General features: G+C 66.4%; 21 protein-coding genes. 15 read left to right on the top strand and 6 right to left on the bottom strand.

From position 1 onward, the window contains the following. Positions 1-58: 58 nt before the first annotated feature. On the bottom strand, positions 59-1,126 hold the full coding sequence (locus tag DY262_RS09810) for a CaiB/BaiF CoA transferase family protein (protein WP_070400773.1): 1,068 nt from the start codon (positions 1,124-1,126) through the stop codon (positions 59-61). 105 nt (positions 1,127-1,231) lie between these two features. Here DY262_RS09810 and DY262_RS09805 point away from each other — a divergent pair, with 105 nt between their 5' ends. Genes DY262_RS09805 through DY262_RS09795 form a run of 3 tightly spaced genes read left to right on the top strand, consistent with a single transcriptional unit; the run spans position 1,232 to position 5,099 of the window. Further along, positions 1,232-2,050 carry an enoyl-CoA hydratase/isomerase family protein gene (locus DY262_RS09805; protein WP_425459290.1) on the top strand — a complete coding sequence of 273 codons (819 nt, stop codon included), beginning with the start codon at positions 1,232-1,234 and terminating at the stop codon, positions 2,048-2,050. Positions 2,051-2,064: 14 nt separating this feature from the next. Continuing rightward, positions 2,065-3,291, top strand: a complete 1,227-nt coding sequence (locus DY262_RS09800) for a phenylacetate--CoA ligase family protein (RefSeq protein ID WP_070400772.1) — start codon at positions 2,065-2,067, stop codon at positions 3,289-3,291. 23 nt (positions 3,292-3,314) lie between these two features. Further along, on the top strand, positions 3,315-5,099 hold the full coding sequence (locus DY262_RS09795) for an acyl-CoA dehydrogenase (protein ID WP_070400771.1): 1,785 nt from the start codon (positions 3,315-3,317) through the stop codon (positions 5,097-5,099). 117 nt (positions 5,100-5,216) lie between these two features. Here the strand turns inward: DY262_RS09795 and DY262_RS09785 are convergent, their stop codons facing one another. After that, positions 5,217-5,912 (bottom strand): TetR/AcrR family transcriptional regulator, encoded by a 696-nt coding sequence (locus tag DY262_RS09785; protein ID WP_070400770.1) that lies wholly within the window; start codon positions 5,910-5,912, stop codon positions 5,217-5,219. A gap of 201 nt (positions 5,913-6,113) precedes the next feature. Between DY262_RS09785 and DY262_RS09780 the strand changes: the two genes are divergently transcribed. The 11 genes from DY262_RS09780 to DY262_RS09730 are packed head-to-tail and all read left to right on the top strand — an operon-like array spanning position 6,114 to position 16,314. Continuing rightward, the gene (locus DY262_RS09780) at positions 6,114-7,301 is read left to right on the top strand and encodes a lipid-transfer protein (protein WP_070400769.1); all 1,188 of its coding nucleotides are present in this window, start codon (positions 6,114-6,116) and stop codon (positions 7,299-7,301) included. A 25-nt stretch (positions 7,302-7,326) separates the two neighbouring features. After that, positions 7,327-7,566 (top strand): SDR family oxidoreductase, encoded by a 240-nt coding sequence (locus tag DY262_RS09775; RefSeq protein WP_070400768.1) that lies wholly within the window; start codon positions 7,327-7,329, stop codon positions 7,564-7,566. Continuing rightward, entirely contained in the window at positions 7,538-8,800 is a 1,263-nt protein-coding gene (locus tag DY262_RS09770; RefSeq protein ID WP_245980922.1) for an ABC transporter substrate-binding protein, read from the top strand. Before DY262_RS09775 ends, DY262_RS09770 begins: the two co-directional genes overlap by 29 nt. Positions 8,801-8,848: 48 nt before the next feature. Continuing rightward, entirely contained in the window at positions 8,849-9,706 is an 858-nt protein-coding gene (locus tag DY262_RS09765) for a branched-chain amino acid ABC transporter permease (protein ID WP_070400766.1), read from the top strand. Beyond that, positions 9,703-10,671 carry a branched-chain amino acid ABC transporter permease gene (locus tag DY262_RS09760; protein WP_070400765.1) on the top strand — a complete coding sequence of 323 codons (969 nt, stop codon included), beginning with the start codon at positions 9,703-9,705 and terminating at the stop codon, positions 10,669-10,671. Before DY262_RS09765 ends, DY262_RS09760 begins: the two co-directional genes overlap by 4 nt. Next, positions 10,668-11,420 carry an ABC transporter ATP-binding protein gene (locus DY262_RS09755; RefSeq protein WP_070400764.1) on the top strand — a complete coding sequence of 251 codons (753 nt, stop codon included), beginning with the start codon at positions 10,668-10,670 and terminating at the stop codon, positions 11,418-11,420. Before DY262_RS09760 ends, DY262_RS09755 begins: the two co-directional genes overlap by 4 nt. Next, a complete protein-coding gene (locus DY262_RS09750) occupies positions 11,417-12,124 on the top strand; it encodes an ABC transporter ATP-binding protein (RefSeq protein WP_070400763.1) in 708 nt (235 codons plus the stop codon). The genes DY262_RS09755 and DY262_RS09750 overlap by 4 nt, the downstream gene beginning before the upstream one ends. Positions 12,125-12,164: 40 nt before the next feature. Next, on the top strand, positions 12,165-12,758 hold the full coding sequence (locus DY262_RS09745; RefSeq protein ID WP_070400762.1) for a carboxymuconolactone decarboxylase family protein: 594 nt from the start codon (positions 12,165-12,167) through the stop codon (positions 12,756-12,758). A gap of 43 nt (positions 12,759-12,801) precedes the next feature. Continuing rightward, positions 12,802-14,403 carry an AMP-binding protein gene (locus tag DY262_RS09740; RefSeq protein WP_070400761.1) on the top strand — a complete coding sequence of 534 codons (1,602 nt, stop codon included), beginning with the start codon at positions 12,802-12,804 and terminating at the stop codon, positions 14,401-14,403. 15 nt (positions 14,404-14,418) lie between these two features. After that, positions 14,419-15,252, top strand: coding sequence for an SDR family NAD(P)-dependent oxidoreductase (locus tag DY262_RS09735; RefSeq protein ID WP_070400760.1), 834 nt, complete (start codon positions 14,419-14,421; stop codon positions 15,250-15,252). A gap of 9 nt (positions 15,253-15,261) precedes the next feature. Further along, positions 15,262-16,314, top strand: coding sequence for an MBL fold metallo-hydrolase (locus DY262_RS09730; protein ID WP_070400759.1), 1,053 nt, complete (start codon positions 15,262-15,264; stop codon positions 16,312-16,314). A 442-nt stretch (positions 16,315-16,756) separates the two neighbouring features. On the opposite strand, the gene DY262_RS09725 is transcribed toward DY262_RS09730, so the two are convergent. From DY262_RS09725 to DY262_RS09710, 4 genes are all read right to left on the bottom strand, one after another. Then, on the bottom strand, positions 16,757-18,763 hold the full coding sequence (locus DY262_RS09725) for an autotransporter-associated beta strand repeat-containing protein (protein ID WP_070400758.1): 2,007 nt from the start codon (positions 18,761-18,763) through the stop codon (positions 16,757-16,759). 209 nt (positions 18,764-18,972) lie between these two features. After that, positions 18,973-19,107, bottom strand: a complete 135-nt coding sequence (locus DY262_RS09720) for a hypothetical protein (protein WP_416186991.1) — start codon at positions 19,105-19,107, stop codon at positions 18,973-18,975. Positions 19,108-19,481: 374 nt separating this feature from the next. After that, positions 19,482-20,420, bottom strand: a complete 939-nt coding sequence (locus DY262_RS09715) for a diacylglycerol kinase catalytic domain-containing protein (protein WP_070400757.1) — start codon at positions 20,418-20,420, stop codon at positions 19,482-19,484. After that, entirely contained in the window at positions 20,417-21,469 is a 1,053-nt protein-coding gene (locus DY262_RS09710) for an SPFH domain-containing protein (RefSeq protein WP_070400756.1), read from the bottom strand. Before DY262_RS09710 ends, DY262_RS09715 begins: the two co-directional genes overlap by 4 nt. 75 nt (positions 21,470-21,544) lie before the next feature. Here DY262_RS09710 and DY262_RS09705 point away from each other — a divergent pair, with 75 nt between their 5' ends. Beyond that, on the top strand, positions 21,545-22,288 hold the full coding sequence (locus DY262_RS09705) for an NUDIX hydrolase (protein ID WP_070400755.1): 744 nt from the start codon (positions 21,545-21,547) through the stop codon (positions 22,286-22,288). The last annotated feature ends 3 nt before the right edge of the window (positions 22,289-22,291 follow it).

The following is a 22,291-nucleotide window of genomic DNA, read 5'->3' as shown; positions in this document are numbered from 1 at the left end:
AAGTGATTTACTATATAGTCAAATTCACGCAAGCCGCCTAGGGAAATCCCGAGGCTGATCAGGCCCTGGTGGCGCGGTCCGCCAGCGCGGCGAAGCGCAGCCCTCTGACGGTCTCGACATCGCCCGCCGGTGTCACGTGGTAGAGGCCACGCGCCACGTTGTGAGGGTGCCTGGCCGCCTCGGCCATGTTCAAGACCGGCGCGTAGCAGGCGTCTGTGCCTTCCAGCAACTGCGTCCAGTGCGCACTGGGCCGCGATGCAAAGAGCGCCGCCATGCGCGCCTTCAATGCAGGCCAAGCGGACCGGTCCATCTGCTCGGACAGCACCACGTCGCTCAGCCCGAGCCGCTCCAGCAGCAGTGCGTAGAACGGTGGCTCGATCGCTCCCACGGTGACGTAGCGACCATCGGCGCAGAGGTAGCGGTCGTAGAAGGGCGAGTCATGGAACACACTCGGCACGCCTGCATCGAAGCCGCCCGCGGCGCTGACGAGCTGTACCAGCGGCGACAGCATGGCCAGCACATCCACGATGGCGCCATCCACCACGCAGCCCTGCCCGCTCGTCCTGGCGGCCAGCAGGCCCGACACCATGCCCAGCGAGAAGCCCAGTGCGCCCGCCGCATCGCCGAGCACCGTGGGAGGCAATATGGGCGGGTGGCCGGGGCGCTCCGTCAGCGCCATCAGGCCCGTGAGCGCCACGTAGTTCATGTCGTGGCCGGCGGCCTGGGCCAGCGGTCCGTCCTGTCCCCAGCCGGTCATGCGCCCATATACCAGGCGCGGGTTCAAGCGCCCGCAGACGCCGGGCCCCAGGCCTAGGCGTTCCATGACACCCGGCCGGTTGCCCTCGATCAAGCCATCGCTGGCCGCGACGATCTCCAACGCGCGGTCCCTGTCGTTTTCCTGCTTCAGGTTCAGAACCACCCGACGCTTGCCACGCGACAGCAAGCCGTCCTCGCGCGGCGTCATGTCCTTCGGCAAAGCGCCAGGACCCGGACGAGCCACGACCGTGACATCCGCGCCCAGCTGCGCCAGAAACAGGCCGGCCAGCGGCCCCGGGCCGATGCCCTCGAACTCAACGATCCTGATCCCCTTCAGCGGAGATCCCTGCGATGCAATCGGTGGATTCATGTCGACCTTTCTGTTGATCATTTTTACTGTAAAGTAAATTGAACGACCATGCAGTAATGGAATCCCCTGAGAGCCAAACCGACCCTTGAATCGCAGAATCCGCCCATGAAGAACCAAGCCCAGGAAATGGAAACGATGCCGCCCGCCGCTGTTGCCGCGGAAGTCCGCCAAGGTGCGATGTGGATCCGCCTGAACCGGCCGGACGCGATGAACGCCCTTACGCCCGAAGTGCTCGGCGGCCTCGATCAGGCCTTGAACGACGCCGAGAAGAACCCAGACGTGCGCGCGGTGGTTCTCACCGGCACGGGCCGGGCTTTTTGCGCCGGGGCCGACCTCAAGTACGTTCGGTCGCAATCGGATCTGGATCTGGACGGCCCGCGCCGCTTCCTCGACACCGTGCTGGCCACGATGAACCGGCTGGACAGTTTCCCCAAGCCGGTGATCGCCGCACTCAACGGGCTGGCCCTGGCGGGCGGCCTCGAGCTGGTGCTCTGCTGCGACCTGGTGCTCGCCGTTCGCGGCGCCAAGATCGGCGATGCCCACGCCAACTACGGTTTGCTGCCTGGTGGAGGGGGGTCGGTGCGCCTGCCCCGCATCATCGGGGCCACACGCGCCAAGTACCTGCTGTTCACCGGCGACTTCCTCACTGCGGAAGAACTGATGGAGGCCGGCCTGGTTAACCAGGTGGTGGCCCCTGGTGAACTGGAAACGGCCACCCAGGCGCTCGTGGACAAGATTGCCGCCAAGAGCCCGCTGGGCCTGAGGCGCATGAAAGCGCTGGTCGACGACGGCCTGCAACAACCCATCGAGACCGCGCTGCGCCTAGAGCTGCTCGCCTCGGAGGTGCATGCGCACAGCGCCGATCTGCGCGAGGGCTTGCTGGCCTTCGAAGAGAAGCGCTCACCGCGGTTCACCGGCCAGTAAGGGAGCGCCGGGCCATGACGCATTCCCTCCCATCCGATCGTCTCGGCGCGCTGCGCGCGGCGCAGCAGCACGCCTTCGAGCGGGCGCCCGCCATCCGCGAGATCTACGAGCGCGCGCGCATGACGCCACAGGACATCCGCAGCGCGGCGGACCTGGCGCGCCTGCCCGTCACGAGCAAGGACGCGCTACTGGAGCGCCAACGCCGGGCGCCGCCCTTTGGCGGCTTCCTGACAGTCGATGAAGCGGCGATCCAGCGCATCTTCGTGTCACCCGGCCCCATCTACGAACCCCAGTTGGTGGACGACCAGGACGGCCACGGTTTCGCCCACTGCTTCCAGCGCGCAGGCCTCGGCCCGCAGGACCGAGTGCTGAACACCTGGTCGTACCACCTGGTGCCCGCCGGCGTGCTGCTCGATCAGGGCATCGCCGCCACAGGCGCCACCGTCGTCCCCTGCGGCCCAGGTGGCGCCGAGCAGCAGGCCCAGCTGATCCTGGAACTGGGCATCACCTGCATCTGTGCCTCCACCGCCTTCTTTCTCACACTGATCCGGACCCTGGAGAACATGGGACACGCGCTGCCGTGCGCCTGGAAGCTCAAGTCGGCGTTCCTCGGCGGGGAGATGGGCGACTGGATGGGCAAGCGACGCGCGCTCGAGAGCCGGTACGGCATCAAGATCTTCTCCGCATACGCCACCGGTGACTTCGGCCTCATCGGCTACGAAGAAGCGGACGAGGAAGGCTACACCGTGCAACCGGAAAGGTTGGTCCAGATCTGCGACCCGCAAACCGGCGTTCCCCTGCCCTTGGGTGAAACCGGTGAAATCGTGGTCACCACCATGAACCGTGGCTGGCCACTCGTGCGGTTTGGCACCGGCGACGTGGCCAGCGGACGCGCCGCCTCAGCGGATGGTTTCGTCAGCCACATCAACCTTCTGGAAGGCCGGGTCGGACAGGGTGTAAAGGCCCGGGAAATCTTCATCTATCCGCGCAACGTCGAGGAGGTGTTGGCGCAGGTTCCGCCTATCCAGCGAGCTCAAGTGGTGGTCACGAGCCAGCAGCATCGCGAAACGATCACCTTGCGTGGCGTCTTGAACCCAGGCGGAGAGGCGGCAATGGCCGAGAAGGCTCTTCACGAGATCTTCAAGCAACGCACCCGTTTGAAGCTGGACGCTATCGAATGGATATCAGCCGACGATCTGGCCGTTGATGCCCCCTTGCTGGTCGATCGGAAGCACTCCTAGTGCGGGGATACAAGGAGTAAGCGATGTCCGTTTACACCGCGCCTTTGCGCGACATGCTGTTCACGATGAAAGAAGTGGGAGGCCTGGAGGCGATCTGCGCCCAGCCCGGCCATGAGGAGACCACGCCTGAATTGGTCGAGGCAATTTTGCGGGAGGCTGCCAACTATGCCGCTGGCGTGCTGGATCCGCTGAATCGTCCGGGCGACGTGCAGGGCGCGCGCTGGAACGATGGCGAGGTCACGTCTGCCGATGGATTTCGCGAAGCCTGGTCCAGCTTCTGCGAGAACGGCTGGATCGGCATGCCGGCCTCCACCGAATGGGGCGGCCAAGGCCTGCCGACGCTGGTGTCCACCGCCGTGCTGGAGATGTGGAAGTCGTCCAACCTGGCCTTCAGCCTCTGCCAGATGCTCACGCTCGGTGCCGTGGAGGCGATCGCCCACCACGGCAGCGGCGCCCTCAAGCAGCGCTTTCTCGAGCCGATGATCGCAGGTCGCTGGACCGGTACCATGAATCTCACCGAACCGCAGGCCGGATCCGATCTGGCCGCGCTGCGCAGCCGCGCCGTACCCGAGGGGGATCACTACCGCATCAGCGGCAACAAGATCTTCATCACCTGGGGAGAGCACGACATGGCCGAGAACATCGTGCACCTGGTGCTCGCTCGCCTGCCCGATGCGCCGCCGGGCGTCAAAGGCATCTCGCTGTTCCTGTGCCCGAAATTCCTGGTCAACGGCGACGGCTCCCTGGGTGAACGCAATGACCTTTCCTGCACTTCGATCGAGCACAAGCTGGGCATCCATGGCAGCCCCACGGCGTCCATGAGCTTCGGCGAGCGCGGGGGCGCCATCGGCTATCTCGTCGGTGAGCCGCACCAGGGGCTGGCCTGCATGTTCACGATGATGAACCACGCGCGGTTGAATGTGGGGCTGGAGGGCGTGGGCGTTTCCGAGCGCGCCTACCAGCATGCTCGGGCCTATGCGCTCGAGCGCGTGCAGGGCAAGCCGGCGCTGGCCGTCAGCGGCACCATCGCCGGCCACCCCGACGTGCGGCGCATGCTGATGGACATGAAGGCGCGAACCGAGGCGATGCGCGCGCTGGCCTATTTCTGCGCCGGCCAGATGGACCGTGCCGCCGGTCACCCCGACACCCAGGAGCGCGCGCAGGCACAGGCCCTTGTCGGCCTGCTGACGCCAGTGGTCAAAGGCTGGTGCACTGACAGCGCGCAGGGCATCACCTCCGACGGCGTGCAGATCCATGGCGGCATGGGCTACGTCGAGGAAACCGGTGCTGCGCAGTACTTCCGCGACGCCCGCATCACGACGATCTATGAAGGCACCACGGGCATCCAGGCCAACGACCTGATTGGCCGCAAGCTGGCGCGCGAGGGTGGGCGCACGCTGAAGGCGTTACTGGCTCGTATCGACAGCGATGCGCGCCGGCTGATGGATGCGCGCGACCCGGAACTCGAGCCAATCGGGGATGCGCTGATGAAAACAGCTCATGCCCTGGAGGAAAGCGCTGATTGGCTGCTCGTCCACAGTGATGCGCAGTCGCAGGATTGTGCCGCAGGCGCAGTACCCTTCCTTCGACTGGCGGGCACCGTGATCGGGGGCTGGCTGTCGGCGCGCATGGCTGAGGCCGCGACGGCGCAACTGGCGGCGGGCGCTGGCGATGCGGGCTTCCTGAGTGCCAAGCGCATCACGGCCAGTCACTACGCGACGCACGTCCTAGTGGAGGCTTCCGCGCTGCGCGACATCGTGATCAATGGAGCGGCCAGCACGTTGGCATTGTCGGACGACCAGCTCTGAAAGATGAGCAGACGATGAACGATCAGAACGGCTACGACGTCCGAAGATCTGCAGACGGGTATGAACGCCTGCTTCTCGAAGACCATCACCGCAGCGGATATCGCTACGGCTGTAGTACTAATCGCGGTTCCAGGCGGCCATCAACATCGCGCCGACCTCGTCAGCACCAACATCTTTCTTTGCGAATGTGCGCCGCGCGGTAGTCCGGCCTGTCCGCGTGCCATCCTGAGTCACTTTCGGAGTGGCTGAGTCGATCAGAAGTCCACCCAGCAATACCCGGTAGAACTCCTGAAAGGCCTCCTCGATGGTCAGGTTGGCCTGGGCGAGGAAGGCCGGGCGGCGCAGCCTCAGCGCGGCGCCCAGGATGAGTTCGGACACCACCAACCCGTGGCAGGGCGCGAACACGCCCTGCTGCACTCCCTCGTCGATCAGTTGGGACAGCCTCATGGTGCGCGCCTGTTGGTAGCGGTCGAAGATGCTCCTGGCGGTCGCGGAGTATTCCAGATCCTTCAGGAACTGGACGCCGATCCGGCCGGCCGCCTGAACACCTACGTTGAGGTAGGCGGCGAGCGCCGCTGTCAGATCCTGCTCACGGCCGACCAGCGCTTCGCTCTGGCCCAGGATGCGGTTGAAGAAGTGCTCAGCCGCCGCGCAGAAGATCTCTTCCTTCGTCTGCGCAACGTCGTAGAGGCGCCGCCGCGAACAGTGCAGCCGTGCGGCGATCTCGCCCACCGTCAGGCCGTTGATGCCCTCCGCGAGCAGCAGATCGGTCAACGCATCCATGAAGTCGTCGTCGGTGAGATTCTTTCTCATAAGGGTTTTCACCAGTCAAATTCGGTACCAAATCATTTGACATGGTACCGATGAAGGGCATCTAATGGTACCAATTTATGCGAAATAGTACCCACTGAAAAGCATGCACAACGTCCTTCCCGCTGTTGCGGACAGCATGCGGATTGTGCGGTGCGCTTCGATTCAACGTACGTTTTGATGAATCAACCCGGAGGTATCGCAATGTCAGAACCCGTTCTCGTCGCCGGTGTCGGCATGACCCCTTTCAAGAAACCCGGAGACAACCTGCCGTATCCGGAAATGGCCGCGCAGGCGATCCGCCAGGCGCTGCAGGACGCCGGCCTCGCCTACTCCGACGTGCAGGACGTCTATGCGGGTTATGTCTATGGCGACTCGGCCAGCGGCCAGCGCGCTGTCTATGAAGTCGGCATGACCGGCGTGCCGGTGATCAACGTCAACAACAATTGCGCCTCCGGCTCCACTGCGCTGTACCTGGCGCGCAAGGCAGTGGCCAACGGCTCGGTCGACTGCGCCCTCGCGGTGGGCTTCGAGCAGATGCCTTCCGGTGCCCTGAAGAACTATTGGGATGACCGGCCCGACCCGCTTGATCGCTTCAACGGGGTCATGGACGAAGTGTTCGGCCATCCGGAGCTGCCCATGGCGATCCGCTACTTCGCCGCGGCGGGCCGCGAGCACATGGACCGGTACGGCACCTCGCTGGAAACCTTCGCCAAGATCCGCGCCAAGGCGAGCCGCCATGCCGCGCGCAATCCGCTGGCGCTGTTCCGCAAGGAGGTGACGGAGGAAGAAGTGATGGCTAGCTCGTCCCTGGTGCCCGGCACCATGACCCGCCTGATGGCCTGCCCGCCAACCTGCGGCGCCGCGGCGGCGGTATTTGTCAGCAAGAAGTTCGCGCAGAAGATGGGGCTGGGCACCAACGTCCAGGTGCTGGCGCAGTCGCTGGTGTCCGACCGTCCCGGCACGTTCGACGAGAAGTCGGGGATTTCCGTCGTGGGCTTCGACATGACGCGCGAGGCCGCCCACCAGGTCTACAAGGCGGCGGGCGTGGGGCCGCAGGACATCGACGTGTGCGAACTGCACGACTGCTTCGCGCAGAACGAGCTGCTCAGCTACGAGGGCTTGGGGTTCTGCCCCGTCGGAGAGGCCCAGGCCTTCGTCGAGGCCAACGGCAACACCTATGGCGGCGCGGTCGTCGTCAACCCCTCGGGCGGGTTGCTGTCCAAAGGCCATCCGCTGGGCGCGACCGGCCTGGCGCAGTGTTACGAGCTGACCCACCAGATCCGCGGTAGCGCCGAAGAACGCCAGGTTGAGGGTGCGCGATTCGCCCTGCAGCACAACGCGGGCCTGGGTGGCGTCACCGTGGTAACCCTGTACGGGCGCGCAGGCTGAGCGAGGCATCCGCTCGAACGTGCTGATGCCCGACCTGATGAATACGCCCATGGTTCGGCAACCTTCACTGGCCTTGGCGGACGGATATCAGGAGGCCTCGCTGGAAGAAACGCTGGCCAAGCGGGACCGGCAGCGTCCCATGGGCCGCATGGGAGAGGCATGGGACGTGGCCTACACGGCCCTGTGGCTGGCGAGTGACGAATCCAAGTACGTCACTTCCGCTGAAATCATGGTTGATGGCGGCATTTTCGCCGGCATCGGCTGACCTGGAATTCATGGTGACCAACGACAGGAGACAGATCATGGGTAGCGTTGCGAAATGGTTCAAGAAGAGCATGGTGGTCGCCGCGGCGGCGGCCATGGGGTTGGTGTCCAACGGGTACGCCCAGACCAAGCCGGAAAAGTTCAAGATCGGTGGCGTGCTGTCGCTGTCCGGCCCCTACGGGCTGCTGGGCGAGGACATGCGTCGAGGCGCGCAGGTCGCTGTCGAGGAGCGCGGTGGCAAGGTGCTGGGCGTCCCCATCGAAATCACCTGGGAGGACGATGAGACCAAGCCCCAGCCGGCCGTGCAGAAGGCCACCAAGCTGATCTCCGAGGGCTCGCACATGATCTTCGGCGCGCTCAGCTCCGCCTCCACGCTCGCCGTCATGAACCTGACCAAGCAGCGCAAGGTTCCCCACCTCGTCACCATTTCGGCGGACGACAAAATCACCGTGCCTGGCGGCTCCCGCTACACCTTCCGCACGTCGAACAACCTGGGCATGGAAAACCGCATGGCGCTGGTGTACATGCAGGACAAGAAGCTCAAGAAGATCTACGCCGTCACCGCCGATTACCAAGCCACCCGCGACGGCTATGAGTGGATCAAGAGCCAGGTCGGGTCCACCGGTGTACAGATCGTGGGCGAGGACTTTCCGCCCCTGGGCAACCGCGACTACTCGTCGATCGTGGACAAGATCGCCAAGTCCGACGCCGACGGCGTGCTGCTGATGCTGACGGGTTCGGACGTGGTCACCCTACTCAAACAGGCGGGCCAGGTGAACCTGGGCAAGAGCAAGGTGCTTTTCGGACCTGTGGTTGCCGATGAAACCATGGCAGCGGCCGCTGGGCCGGCCTCGCTGGGCGTCAATTCCGGCTTGCGCTATGACCACACCATCGACACCGCCGCCAACCGCAAGTTCGTCGAAGCCTACCGCAAGAAGTTCGGCGTCTCTCCCAGCATGACGGCCGGGGAAGCCTACGACGGCATGGCCTGGTGGCTGGACACGGTGGAAAAGACTGGCTCCTGGGACAAGGAAAAGTGGGTGGACGCCTTCGCCACCAGCGTCCGCGAGAACTCCGTGGAGGGCAAGAAGACCATGCGCGCCTGCGACCACCAGGCCTTGCAGCCGGGCTTCTGGGGCGAGGTGGTGCAGGGCACCCCGCCGGCCCCCCTCCTGACGATGAAAATCACCAAGGTCTTCCCCGAAGAGAAGCTGTTCGAGGCCTGCAAGAGCTGAGGGCTGTTGCGGGGCGCCGCCCCGGCCCCCCGCACTTGGTGAATCACTATGTCAACTATCGTGATTGGCTTGAGCCTGGGCATGCTGCTCTTCCTGTTGGCGGCGGGTCTGACGCTCATCTTCGGCATGCTGGGCGTGATCAACTTCGCCCACGGTGCCATCTACATGTTGGGCGCCTACGTCTCGTATGAAACGGGGCGGCGAACGGGCTCGTTTCTCATGGGGGTGCTGGCTGCCACGTTCTTCACCGCGCTGGCGGGCGCGGTGATCGAGAAGCTGACGCTGCGCCCGCTCTACGAGCGCCCGCACTTCTACCAGTTGATCCTGACCTTCGGTCTGATCCTGATCCTGAGCGACCTGGTGCGATTCGTCTGGGGTCCTGGCTACCAGGAAGTAGCGATTCCGCAGCTGTGGAACGGCACCGTGGACATGCTGGGCAGCACGATCCCGATGTACCGGCTGTTCGTGATCGGGTTCGGCGCACTTGTCTCGGCGGGCCTGTACCTGGTGCTGGAGAAAAGCACCTTCGGCATGCTCGTGCGGGCCGCCAGCAGCGACGCGGAAATGGTGCGCATCCTGGGCCTGCCGGTGGGCACGATCCGCATGGCGGTCTTCGCCACAGGTTGTGGCCTGTCGGGCTTGGCGGGCGCAATTGCTGCGCCGCTGTTCCCCATCGAATTGGGCATGGCGACCAACACCATCATCGACTGCTTCATCGTCGTGATCCTGGGCGGCCTCGGGAACATCCGGGGGGCGATTGCCGCGTCCATGCTGATCGGCATGGTGCGTGCGCTGGGCTATGTGTACCTGCCCGGCTGGGTGGACATCATGACCTTCGTGCTGCTGATTGGCACCCTTTTGACGCGGCCGCAGGGCCTGTTCTACCGGACGGCGAGGACGGCATGAAACTCACCAGATTCGACATCTGCTTTGGCCTGCTGCTGGCCGCGGCGGGCATCTTGCTGCCCTTCCTTCACCCAGGGGAGGCGCTGATCCAACTGGTCACCCTGGCGGCCATCTGGGCGATCTTCGCCGTCGGCTTTGACTTCGTCTTCGGCGCGCTGGGCATGGTGTCGTTCGGGCACGCCACCTTCCTCGGGGTGGGCGGCTATGCCGTGGCCCTGGCGACGCAGAAGTACGGGTTGCCCTTCTCCGCTGGCGTCGGCCTGGCCATCATCGTGGGGGCCGCGTTCGCCTTGCTGTTCAGCTTCTTTGCGCTGCGGGTGTCCGGCATTTTCTTCGCGCTGGTGACCCTGGCGTTGTCCCAGTTGATCTTCATCCTGGCGGACAGCAAGCTGCGCGGCTTCACCGGCGGGTCGGACGGCATCTCGGGCGTGGAGCGGCCGGGTTTCCTGGGCATCGACTTCTACGACCCCGTCCACTACTACTGGTTCGTGCTGGGCGTGTATGCCCTAGTCATGTTGGCGGTGATCTCGCTGCGCAGCTCGCCGTTCGGCCGCGTGATCGCGGCGATCCGCGGCAACGAGACCCGCGCCGACCAACTGGGCTTCAACGTCAATCGATACAAGCAGATCACCTTCGTGATCTCGGGTGGCCTGAGCGGCCTGGCGGGGGCTCTGCTGGCCTCGCTGCTGATGTACATGAACCCGCAGATGCTGCACTGGACGACCTCTGGGGACGTGATCATCATGACCCTGCTGGGCGGCTCCGGCTCGCTATGGGGCGCCACTGTCGGCGTGATCGCCTTCGAGGTGCTCAAGGAGTGGCTGAGCAGTTGGACCGAGTACTGGTACGGCGTGCTGGGCCTGGTGTTCATCCTCACGACCATATTCTTCCCGCGGGGCATCGTCGGCGAACTGGAGAAGGGCTTTGCGGTGTACCAGAAGAACCGGCGGAGAAGTCCCCGATGAGCCAGGCGGCACTGCGATGCGAGGGCGTGACCGTCAGCTACGGCGCCCTGAAGGCGGTCAACGACGTCAGCCATGAGTTCCAGGAGGGCCGCATCTACGGCCTGATCGGGCCCAACGGCGCGGGCAAGACGACGCTGCTGAATGTGCTCGCCGGGCGGCAGATGCGCCATTCCGGCAAGGTTTACTGCGGCGGCCGGGACATCAGCCAGCGCCCAGCCCACGAGCGGGCCCGCATGGGCATCGGGCGCAGCTTCCAGATCATCAAGATCTTCGGCGAGATGACGGTGGCGGAGAACCTGATGGTCGCGGCTCAGTCGCGCAGGCCGGGGTTCCAGCCCTTTTGGATGAGCCGCCACTTTGACCGGCAATTCCGCGAGCAACTGGATGCCATTTTGGAGCTGACGGGGCTGACGGCCCACCGCGACGACATCGCGGGTACGCTGCCCTACGGCCTGCAGCGCTCGCTGGAGCTGGGCGTGACCCTGCTGCCCGACCCCAAAATCCTGCTGCTGGACGAGCCACTGGCCGGCATCGGCCACCATGAGATCCAGGCCGCACTGGCCCTGATCCGTAAGGCCGCGCAGGGGAGGACGGTGCTGCTGATCGAGCACAACATGGACGTGGTGATGTCGCTTTCCCACGAAATTGTGGTCATGAGCAACGGCTCGGTCATTGCGTGCGGCTCTCCCGAGGCTATCCGCCGGAACGAATCGGTGCGCTCGATTTACCTCGGGGAGGACGCGCAGTGATCGAACTCGAAAAAGCCAGTATCAAGTACGGCCAGGCCCTGGCGCTGGAAGAAATCTCAGTGCGGATCGATTTTCATGAGATCGTCGCCATCGTCGGGCGCAACGGCGCGGGCAAGACCACCTTGCTGAAAGCCCTGATCGGCCTGATGCCGCTGGTGGCCGGCCGGCGCCTGCTGGGTGAGCAGGACATTTCGGGCCTGGGCGTGGAAGCCATCGCCAAGCTCGGCGTGGCGCTGGTGCCGGACACGCGCCGCATCTTCCCCAACCTTTCGGTGCTGGAGAACCTGAAGATGGGCGCGCTGGCCCACCAGCCGGGGCACTGGACCCTCGATCGGGTGCTGGACGTGTTCCCGCGGTTGCGGGAGCGGCTGAACTTTGGCGGTGACCAGCTTTCCGGCGGCGAGCAGCAGATGCTGTCGATCGGGCGCGCCCTGCTGGGCAACCCGCGCATGCTGCTGCTCGACGAACCCACCGAGGGGCTGGCGCCGGTCATCGTAGCCCAGCTGGTCCGGGTGTTCAGCGAGGTCCATCGCCAGGGCACCGGCATCGTGCTGGTGGAACAGAACCTCAAGGTGCCGATGAAGCTGGCCCACCGTCAGTACGTGCTGGACCACGGCCAGGTCGCCTGGTCCGGCACGGCCCAGGAGTTGGATGCGCAGCGCGCCCACGTCGAGGGTCTCATCACGACGGGCGCGGCGGCGTGACCGCTCCGTGTTCACAAAAATCTCAAGTCAAGGCATGCCCATGAACGTCCACACCGCCGCGCGCATCGTGCCCCTGCATGAAAACGACCCCCGCTCCCAAGACCCCGTGCTGGAAGAGTTGGTGGATTTCGTCGGCTATCGCCCGAATGCGCTGCTGACCATGGCGCGCAAGCCCGGCGTGGTGCCCGCGCTGCTCAAGCTGCTAGGCGTGACGCTGCGCGGCGACGGCCTGCTCACGGAGCCACTGCGCTTCCTGGTCGCCGCGGAAGCCGCGCGCGGCGCGCGTTGCCGCTATACGACGACACACCTCGTCCATGCCGCCCACCACCTGGGCATCGGTTGGGACAAGCTGGCCGCGCTGCCGTCCTACTTGGACGATCCCCGGTACACCGGGCAGGAGCGCAAGGCGCTGGCCATCGCCACCGCGGGCGGCACCCTGCCGGTGCGCGAACCAGCCCAGGCCATCGGGCAGGCCCGGCAGGTCTTCACCGAGGAGGAAGTCGTCGAGATCGTGTCCTGCGTGGCCATGGTCGGATGGTTCAACCGCTGGAACGGCCTGATGGGATCGGTGCTGGAGCCAGTTCCCTCGGAGGCGCTGGCCCACGTTCCCTGGCTCAAGAACCTGGAAGTCTGAGCCTGCCCCACATCGATATTCCAAGGAATGGAGAAAGAGACCCATGTACAGCCGTATCCACGAACCCCACGCATGCACGCTGACCGATGCCCTGCGCGAATGGGCCACCAGCCACCCTGGCGCGCCCTGGCTGGAGGACAGCCGGGGCAGCACCCTCACTGCGGAGCAGGCCTTCGCGAGCAGCCAGCGGTTTGCCGGCTTCCTACACCAACTGGGCGTGCAGCCTGAGGAGCGCGTCGGCGTCTTCATGTTCAACAGCTGCGCCATGGTGGCGACCACGTTCGGCATCGGCTACCTGCGGGCCACAGCGGTGATGCTCAACACCGAGCTGCGCTCCTCATTCCTTCGTCACCAGTTGAACGACTGCCAACTGGCCACCATAGTGGTGGACGCATCGCTGGTCGAACACATCGCCATCCTGGCGGAGGAACTGCCCCACCTGCGCACCCTGATCGTGGTGGGCGATGCGCCCGCCGCCGTGCCCGAGCACTTGCGCCAGGTGGCCTGGACGGACAGCAACGCCTGCGCGCCTTGGGAGGGCCCCGCGCCGAGGCCCGAGGACATCTTCTGCATCATGTACACCTCCGGCACCACCGGGCCGAGCAAGGGCGTGCTGATGCCGCACTGCCACTGCGCACTGCTTGGGCTGGGGTCGATACGCAGCCTGGAAATCACCGAAACCGACAAGTACTACATCTGCCTGCCCCTGTTCCATGCCAACGGCCTGTTCCTGCAACTGGGGGCCACGGTGCTGGCGGGCATCCCGGCCTTCCTGAAGCAGCGCTTCAGCGCCAGCACTTGGCTGGCCGACATCCGGGAATCCGGTGCCACGCTGACCAACCACCTCGGCACCACAGCCATGTTCGTCATCAATCAGCCGCCCACGGAGCAGGACCGCAACCACCGCTTGCGCGCCAGCCTGAGCGCACCCAACCCCGCCCAGCACGAAGCCGTGTTCCGCGAGCGCTTCGGCGTGAAGGACGTCCTGTCCGGGTTCGGCATGACCGAGGTCGGCATTCCCATCTGGGGACGCATCGGGCAGCCGGCGCCGAACGCGGCCGGCTGGGCGCACGAGGACCGATTCGAGATCTGCATCGCCGACCCAGAGACCGACGTACCCGTGCCGGTCGGGCAGGTGGGCGAAATCCTGGTGCGGCCCAAGGTGCCCTTCGGCTTCATGGCGGGCTACTTGAACGTCCCGGCGAAAACGGTCGAGGCATGGCGCAACCTCTGGTTTCACACGGGCGACGCCGGCACGCGGGACGCGCAGGGGCTCATTACCTTCGTGGACCGCATCAAGGACTGCATTCGCCGACGTGGCGAGAACATCTCGGCCACAGAAGTCGAGGCCGTGGTGGGCCAGTTGCCGGGTATCCACGAAGTGGCGGCCTACGCCGTTCCGGCGCAGGGCGCGGGCGGGGAGGATGAGGTGATGCTGGCCCTGGTGCCCCGCGAAGGCGCGGTGCTGGACATGGCGGACATCGTCCGCCAGGCCAGCGCTCAGCTGCCGCGCTTTGCCAAGCCGCGTTACTTGCGCCAGATGGACAGCTTGCCGAAGACGGCGACCGGAAAGATCCAGCGCGCCGTCCTGCGCCAGCAAGGCAGCGTTGACGCCTACGACGCCGAGGCGGCAACCGCCCGGTAAACACAGAAGCACACCATGTCGGAAAAATTGCGGGGCAAGGTGGCCGTGGTCACCGGATCGGGCCGGGGCATCGGCCGGGCGATGGCCCTCAAGCTCGCGAGCGAAGGCGCCCGGCTCGTCCTCAACGACCTCGACAACGAGCCCGCCATGGCCGTGCGCGAGGAAATCATCGCGCTGGGCGGCGAGGCGGTGGCCTGCTGCGGCAGCGTGGCGGACGCAGATTTCGCGGACCGGCTGATCGGCACGGCCACCAGCGCGTTCGGCGGGCTGGACATTCTTGTGAACAACGCAGGCTACACCTGGGACAACGTCATCCAGAAGATGACCGACGAGCAATGGCATGCGATGATCGACGTGCACCTGACCGCGCCGTTCCGCATTCTGCGGGCGGCGCAGCCGGTGATCCGGGCGCTGAGCCGGACCGACGCCGAGGCCGGCCGCCGCGTGGTGCGCAAGGTGGTCAACATCTCCTCGGTCGCGGGTGTCTTCGGCAACGTGGGGCAGGTCAACTACTCTGCCGCCAAGGCCGGCATCGTGGGCCTGACCATGACGCTGGCCAAGGAGTGGGGTCGCCTGAACACCACGGTCAACTGCGTGGCCTACGGCCTCATCGGGACCCGCATGACCGAGGCCACCACCGATGCCGGCGCCGCCATCCAGGTCGATGGACGCGCGATCAAGGTGGGCGTGAACCCGGACCTGATGGCCATGCTTGAGCGCAGCATCCCGCTGGGCCGGGCCGGCACGCCCGAGGAGGCCGCCGGCGCGGCCTACCTGTTCTGCATTCCTGAGTCTGACTACGTGAGCGGCCAGACCCTGCTGTGCACGGGCGGGCTCACCGGCATCTGACCTTGCACCATGACGAAGCCCGACACTGCTGCGCTGACCTACCCGTTCGAGCCGCCCGCGCCGCGCCACACGGTCGAACTCGCCCCCGGCGTGCGCTGGATCCGCCTGTCGATGCCATTCCGGCTCGACCACATCAACGTCTGGACCATCGACACGCGCGATGGCTGGGTGCTGGTGGACACCGGCCTGAACGATCCCGCCACCGTGGCCGACTGGTTGGCCCTCATGGCGCAGGGTCCGCTGGCGCGCCCCCTGCAGGGGGTGTACGCCACGCACATGCACCCCGACCACATCGGATTGGCCGGCTGGTTCACGCGCCGTGCAGGCATACCATTGCACATGAGCCGGCTGGAATACCTGAGTTGCCGCGTGATGCATGCCGACACGAATCGCGAGGCGCCGCCCGACGGCGTGCTGTTCCACCGCCGCGCCGGCTGGTCGGAAGCGGCCATCGAAGGCTACCGCAGCCGCTTTGGCAGCTTCGGCAAGCACATCCACGCGCTACCCGAGAGCTTCCGGCGCCTGCAGGATTGCGATCTGGTGCCATTGGGCCCGCACGACTGGCGGGTCATCACCACCGGCGGCCATTCGCCGGAGCATGCCTGCCTGTACTGCCACAACCTGAATTTGCTGATCGCGGGCGACCAAGTGCTGCCGCGAATCTCGTCGAACGTATCGGTGTTCGCCACCGAACCTCAGGCCAATCCGCTCAAGGAGTGGTACGAGTCGCTGGACAAGCTGGCGCGGGAGGTGCCCGCCGATGTGCTGGTGTTGCCCTCCCACAACGAGCCCTTCTACGGGCTGCACCAACGCCTGGACTCGCTCAGGGCCAGCCAGGACCAGGCGCTGGAGCGGCTGCGCCAATCGCTATGCAACGGGCCGCAACGGATCGTGGACGTGTTCCCCGCCCTCTTTCACCGCGCCATAGGGGCGCAGGATGGACAGCAACTGAGTCTCGCCACGGGCGAGGCCGTGGCTTGCATGAACTACCTCATCGCGGAAAGCGCCGTGGAATGCGCCGTGAGTGGAGACGGCGTCGCATGGTATGCACTGAAGTCGTGAAGGTCGCGCTACTCTCCAATCTCAGGCTAGCAATCATGATGTCAACGAGTGCGCGACTTCGATACTCCATGCGCCACATCGCTCCGGGCAGCATGGCGAGGATTTCGCACGGACGATAGGTCTGTTCGATTGGCTGAATCTGGGCAGCCACCGCGCGAGGCCGGTCGGCAGATGCGAAGGTTCCGATCAAGGGGTCCTTTTGATTTCAGTGCAAAAAGTGACGTATAACTCTCCAGTACTGACGCGGGGGGGTGGTCGGTAAGTCATTGATTGTTCGAACATTGCTGTTCACTTCGCCGCAGCGAATCGTTTTCGGCCCCCAAATCGTCGAGGAGCGCGGCCATGCAAGGCTTGCAAACGTCTTACCTGTGCCTGCGCGACATCGCGTGCGAACTCAGCGAGTTCGAGTTGCAGGCGTTTTTCAGCTGCAGTGCACCGAGCACTAGTTGCTGGCGCGATGGCGCAGCGGCAGCCTCAAGCTGGGCTTGGCACTGCAGATCGGCTTCGCGCTCATGAGCGGCCGGTCCTTGAACAGTGTGCGGGTCGTGCCCCCAAAATTGCTGCGCCACCTTGACCACGAACTGGGGCTGATGGTGCGCTCCGCGCTGATGATGCGCGCCCAGGTCTGACGCTCGGCGCCGCGGGCGATGCCATCGCCGATGCGCTGGTGCCAGTTGCCCAGCATCACGGCGTTCCCCAGGCGCAGTTGCTCGGGCAGCGCGGCGAACAGCGGCACCTCCACGCGGTAGGCGGGCGTGGCGGCATCGGCCGCCAGCGCGCTGGAGCGCAGGAACCAGTTCTCCCCCGCGCCGTTGGCGTCCGCCGCGTACAGGCGGTACTCGTAGGCGCCTGCGTCGACGTGATCACCCGCGAGCCGGAAGGCGTCTCGGGTGGTCTGGGCCGTGGTGGTGGCGCCGTTGATGGCGCTGATGACCTCGATGCCGTCGCCCGTGGTCAACGCGCCCAGGCCGCCGAGGTTGGTGACCTGCACGGTGGTGGTGCCGCTGGCGCTGGCACCGGCGCCATCGAGCACCAGCCGGTCGCTGACGCTGCTGCTGTCGCCCAAGGCGGTGCCGATCCTCAGCAGCGCGTTGTGGCCCACGTAGGCGCCGCTCACCGTCAGCCGGCTGCCCGGCGCGGCGCCCAGCAGCGCGACGGTGCCCGCGTTGTCCAGGCTGGCCACGGTCTGGTCCAGGCCCGCCGTGTCGAGCGTGGCGCCGGCCGCCACCGTGTGCGCGGAGGCCGCGCTGAAGGCGTTGGCCACGCCGGCGCGCAAGGTGCCGGCGGTGATGGTGGTGGCGCCCGCGTAGGTGCTGAGACCGGACATCGTCAGCGCCCCCAGGCCGAGCTTGTTGAAGCTGGCCGCGCCGGTGAAGGCGGTGCCGATGCCCACCGCATGGTTGTTCGTGTCGAGCCACACGCCCTCAGCGCCCCCGGCCAGTGTGGTGAAGCCGCGCAGAAAGTCCGACTCGTCCCAGGTCACCCGCAGGATGCCGCCGTTGAGGTCGAGCGTGGCGGCGCCGTCGCCCCGGATCACCACGTCGGTTTCAAGTACGCCGCGCGCGAGCGCATTGCCGTTGAGGTGCAGCGTGCCGGTGGAGCCGGCCTGAACGGCGATGCGGGCCAGTGACGTTCGCACCGTGCCGCTGTCTTCGATGGTCAGTTCGCCGGTGCCCTCGTAGCCGACGTTCAGTTGCGCGGAGAAATCGAAGCTCGACGCGCGCCCACTGACGGCGTCTTGCCCCGACACCGTGGCCGTGCCGTTGCCGCCCACCTGGTAACCGATGTAGGCGGTGTGGCCCGTGATCGCACCGCCGTCTTCAACGAACAAGTCACCAGGGTCCAGAAAACCCACATACAGGTTGTTGCCGAGTTCCCAGGTCGAGACGCGGCCATTGCCGTCGCTGCCCCTGACCGTGACCGTACCGCTGGAAACGCCCGGGCCCACGCCGGTGGTGCCGCCGATGGCGCCCTGGACACTGCGCACCAGGCCTCCGTTCTCGATGAGCAGCGAGCCCGCGCCGGCATTGCCCACGGTGAGGGTAACGGCATTGATCCAGGTCGAGCGGTTGCCATGGACGTCAACGCCCGAGACGGTGGCCGATGCCGTGCCGCCGCCCGAGGCGATGTTGCCGAACGCGTTGCTCACCAGGCCGCCATTCAGGATGGAGAGGGACGCCGTGCCGCCCGCGCCGACGGCCAGATCGCCCGGCATGGTCCAACTCGACACGCTGCCGCTGGCATCGCTGCCCGTGACGGTGACAGTGCCGTCGCCCCCGGTGTAGCCGAGCGCGCCGGTCGCGCTGCTCGCCGTGGCGCCGCCCTGGATGGTCAAGGTGCCCACGCCGCCGGTGTCGCCGACATAGATCTCGCCACCCGGCACGTCCCAGGTCGGCGTCGAGACAGGGGCCGGATTCACGTCACCGATGGCCGTGATCGATTGCGCCATGGGGCGCCCAGGGTCGCGCAGACCAGGGCCAGCACCGCCGTCGACAGGCGCGAGCGCCGGTGGCGCAAGGATCCATCGCGACGCTGCCCCCGCACCGGGTGGCACACGGCATCGTTTGTCTTCCTTGTCATGACAGCTCTTGCCTCCCTAAGGTCAGTCAGCGCGGACAGGTGCCAGCGCTACTGTAATGGAAGCAGCGCGTGTCAGCCTCAGTGGCGCCGCGCGCCGTCGCGATAGGCCTGCGGCGTGACGGCGTGCTGGCGCGCGAACGCGCGCTGCAGCGCGTCCACCGAACGGAAACCGCTGCGGCTGGCGATGCGGTCCTGCGTCCAGTGCGTCTGCACCAGCAACTGCGCCGGCGTGTGGCACAGCTCAGCCGCGAAGGCGCGAGCAAGGCGCCGGAGACGACATTGATGCCATTGGAGTCCAGAAACAGGTTACCGGCCTCGAGGGTGAAGGCACGAGGCGCAATGAAGTAGATCAGCGGCGCGCCGGGCGTTGGCGCGCGCGCCCACTGACAAGCGCCAACAAATCTCGCCGAGTCCGAATACCTGGGTGCTGCAAAGCTCGGTATCTGCAGCGTCACTTCTAGGCCACGATGATGCGGCTTGGCTTGAGGCAGCCGCACGGCAATGCGCCTCGATTCCCCCGATGAGGGCCCATCTCTGCCCCACTAGACAAGACCCTCATTTGCTCAACACCGATACCCAAACACTGCTCAAAGCACCAGTTTGCCGGTCGTCCTCGAGGGCTCAATCCTCGCCTCCATCCCCGCAGTGAATTGCAAGTGGTCGGCCTCCATGCCGTCCGAGAAGATGACCCCGTTGTCCGGCATGCGCGAGCGCACCCGCAGCGGCGCGCCCGCCAGCACCCGCCCGTGCACCAGCGTGGCCTGAGAGGTGCGCGTGGGGAACGGCTCGCGCACCGCGAACACCAGGGCCCGCTCCTCCCAGGGCATGGGCTGGTAGTCCTCGTCGTCGGTGCTGGCGCCCAGGCTGCGCGCGATCGCGAGCGACCCGGTGACGATGCTTTTGAGCCAGGCGGTGGAGCCCAGGCCGGTGGAGACGATCAACCCCGAGGAGGACTGGAACTCGGTGGTCGACCCGTGCGACAGCTCGTACAGCGCCGAGGTGTGGCTGCGCGGACCGACGAACAGGTCGTTCACCGCGCGCAGCACCTGGCCGTCGCTCAGTCGTGCCTCGGCCATGGTCACCGTGCGGGTGTCGCGCCGGTCCGCCGCCACGCCCGGCAGGATGGCGGCGAGATCGGCCGGCTGGAACGGCAGCAGCACGCCGTCCCAGCGCGAGGGCTCGGGGTTGAGCCCCACCAGCGGCTGGCCCTCGAGGTACTTCATGGTGTTGGCCACCAGGCCGTCCTGGCCCAGGGCCACCACGATGTCGCTCGGCGCGAAGACGAAGTTGGCCAGCAGCGAACGGTCGACGATCTGGTAGCGCCCCCAGGCCTGCAGGGCCTGCACCGTCACCCGCAGGCTGGCCGCGTAGGCCTCGTTCTCCTTGAGGTAGTCCGAGAAGTCGGCCCCCAGGTGCTCCACATAGAACCTCGCCTGCCCGAGCGTGTTGTGGCGCGCGATGAGGGTATCGAGCCGCGTGCGCCGCGTCACCAGCACCACCCGCCGATCGCTGGCGGCGGTGGTCACGCCGACCTCCGCGTGACCGCCGACGCCGCGGCCCCACCGCCCGCGCCCAACAGGGAGTTGAGCAACTCGGGCGACAGGTTGAGCTGCCCGATTCGCTCGGCCCGCTCGGCGATGCCGCCGAAGGCCTGGGCGATGAGCTGGCCCGGCTGCATGCCCACGGCCGCCAGCGCCTGCACCACCCGGGGGTCGGCCTTCTCCAGCGCGTCCATCACGGCGCGCACCTTGTGCGCCTGGGCCTCGGCCGCCTGGCGCGTGTTCTCGGCTTCGCTGGCCACGAAGGCCTTGCGCTGGTTCTCCAGCTCGATGTCGGCGCCCATCTGCTCGGCGCGCAACTCGTTCTGGCGCCGCATGGCCGCGGCCCGGGCCTCCATCTGTGTCTCCTGGATCTCGCGCTTCTTCACCTCCACCGCGATCTCGGTGTCCAGCTCGTTCTGGCGGATGGCCCGCTCGTTCTGCACGCCGGCCATGCGCCGCTGCGAGATGGCGTCGTCGGCCGCCTTGAGATTGGCCTCCCGCGCCTCGGCCTCCAGCGCGCGGGCGATGTCGGGCGTGGGCTTGATCGCCACCACCGCCACCCCCAGGATCTCCAGCCCCAGCGCCTGCACCTCGGGCTGGCGGCCCAGTTGCTCCTGAACGGCGCGCGCGACCTCGGCCGTGGCCTTGAGCGCGTTGCGCAGCGACAGGCCCTGGATCACCTGTTGCACGATGGCGCGCACCTGCATCACCACCCGGTCCTGCAGGCGCTCCGGGTCCTCCGAGGCGTAGGTGGTGCCGTCGGGCTCGAGCGAGAAGTCCATCAACTTGTAGATGCGGCCCGGGTCGCCCACCCGGTAGGTGAGCTCGCCCTGCACCGTCACGCCCTGGAAGTCGCTGGTCACCAGGTCCAGCATGAAGCCGGCGTCGCGGCTGGCGATCGGCACCGCGACCAGGGAAGTGGTGGGTGCGTAGTAGAAGAAGGACAGCCCGGCCCCTTCGCGCACGAGCTTGCCGCCGCGGAACTGCATGAGGTGGGTGGTGGGCTGCGACTTGATGAAGCGGATGCCAAGCATTTGGGGCTCCTTATTGAGTTGTACTGTACAACTCTTATGGGTTGTATAGTACAACTCAAACCGGAGATGTCAAGCATGGCCAGCCAACGATCCCCTTCTCGCGTTGCGGCACCCGACTTCGAGCGACCGCTGGTCACCGTCGACGTCGTGATCTTCACGGTGCTCGACGAGCAGTTGAAGGTGCTGCTGGTGCGCCGCCCGGAGGCAGCCACCGATCCATTCCCGGGCCGCCTGGCCCTGCCGGGCGGATTCGTCAACGTGGACCTGGACGCCAGCCTGGCCGACTGTGCGCTGCGCAAGCTGGGCGAGAAGACCGGGTTCAGCGCGCCCTACCTGGAACAACTGGGCAGTTGGGGCAGTGCGACGCGCGACCCCCGCGGGTGGTGCACCACCCATGTCTACTTCGCCCTGGTCCCACCGCCCGCCGACAGCGAGGAGATGGCGTCGGCGGCGTCGGAGTGGATCGAGGTCAACGCGGCCCTGCGCAAGCGCCTGGCCTTCGACCACGCGGAGATCCTGGCCGCGGCGGTGGAGCGCCTGCGCGGCAAGGTGGAGTACACCTCGCTGCCGGCCTTCCTGCTGGAGGAGCCCTTCACGCTGCCGCAGTTGCAGCGCACCTACGAGATCGTGCTCGGCCGCCCCATGGACAAGAGCGCGTTTCGCAAGCGCATGCTCGATGCGCAGTTCCTGCTCGAGGCGGGTTCGATCGCGGGCGACGCGGGGCGTGCGGCCATGGGCTATCGCATCCTCGACCGCGAGCGCGCCGCGGTCTTTCCGCGCACCTTCCGATCGGTCGAATCGCCTGCCAGCAAGGAGTGACTG

Origin of the sequence: Hydrogenophaga borbori (genome assembly GCF_003417535.1) — a bacterium.
GTDB classification, from domain to species: Bacteria; Pseudomonadota; Gammaproteobacteria; order Burkholderiales; family Burkholderiaceae_C; genus Hydrogenophaga; species Hydrogenophaga borbori.
This window is presented reverse-complemented; position numbering and strand designations above follow the sequence as displayed.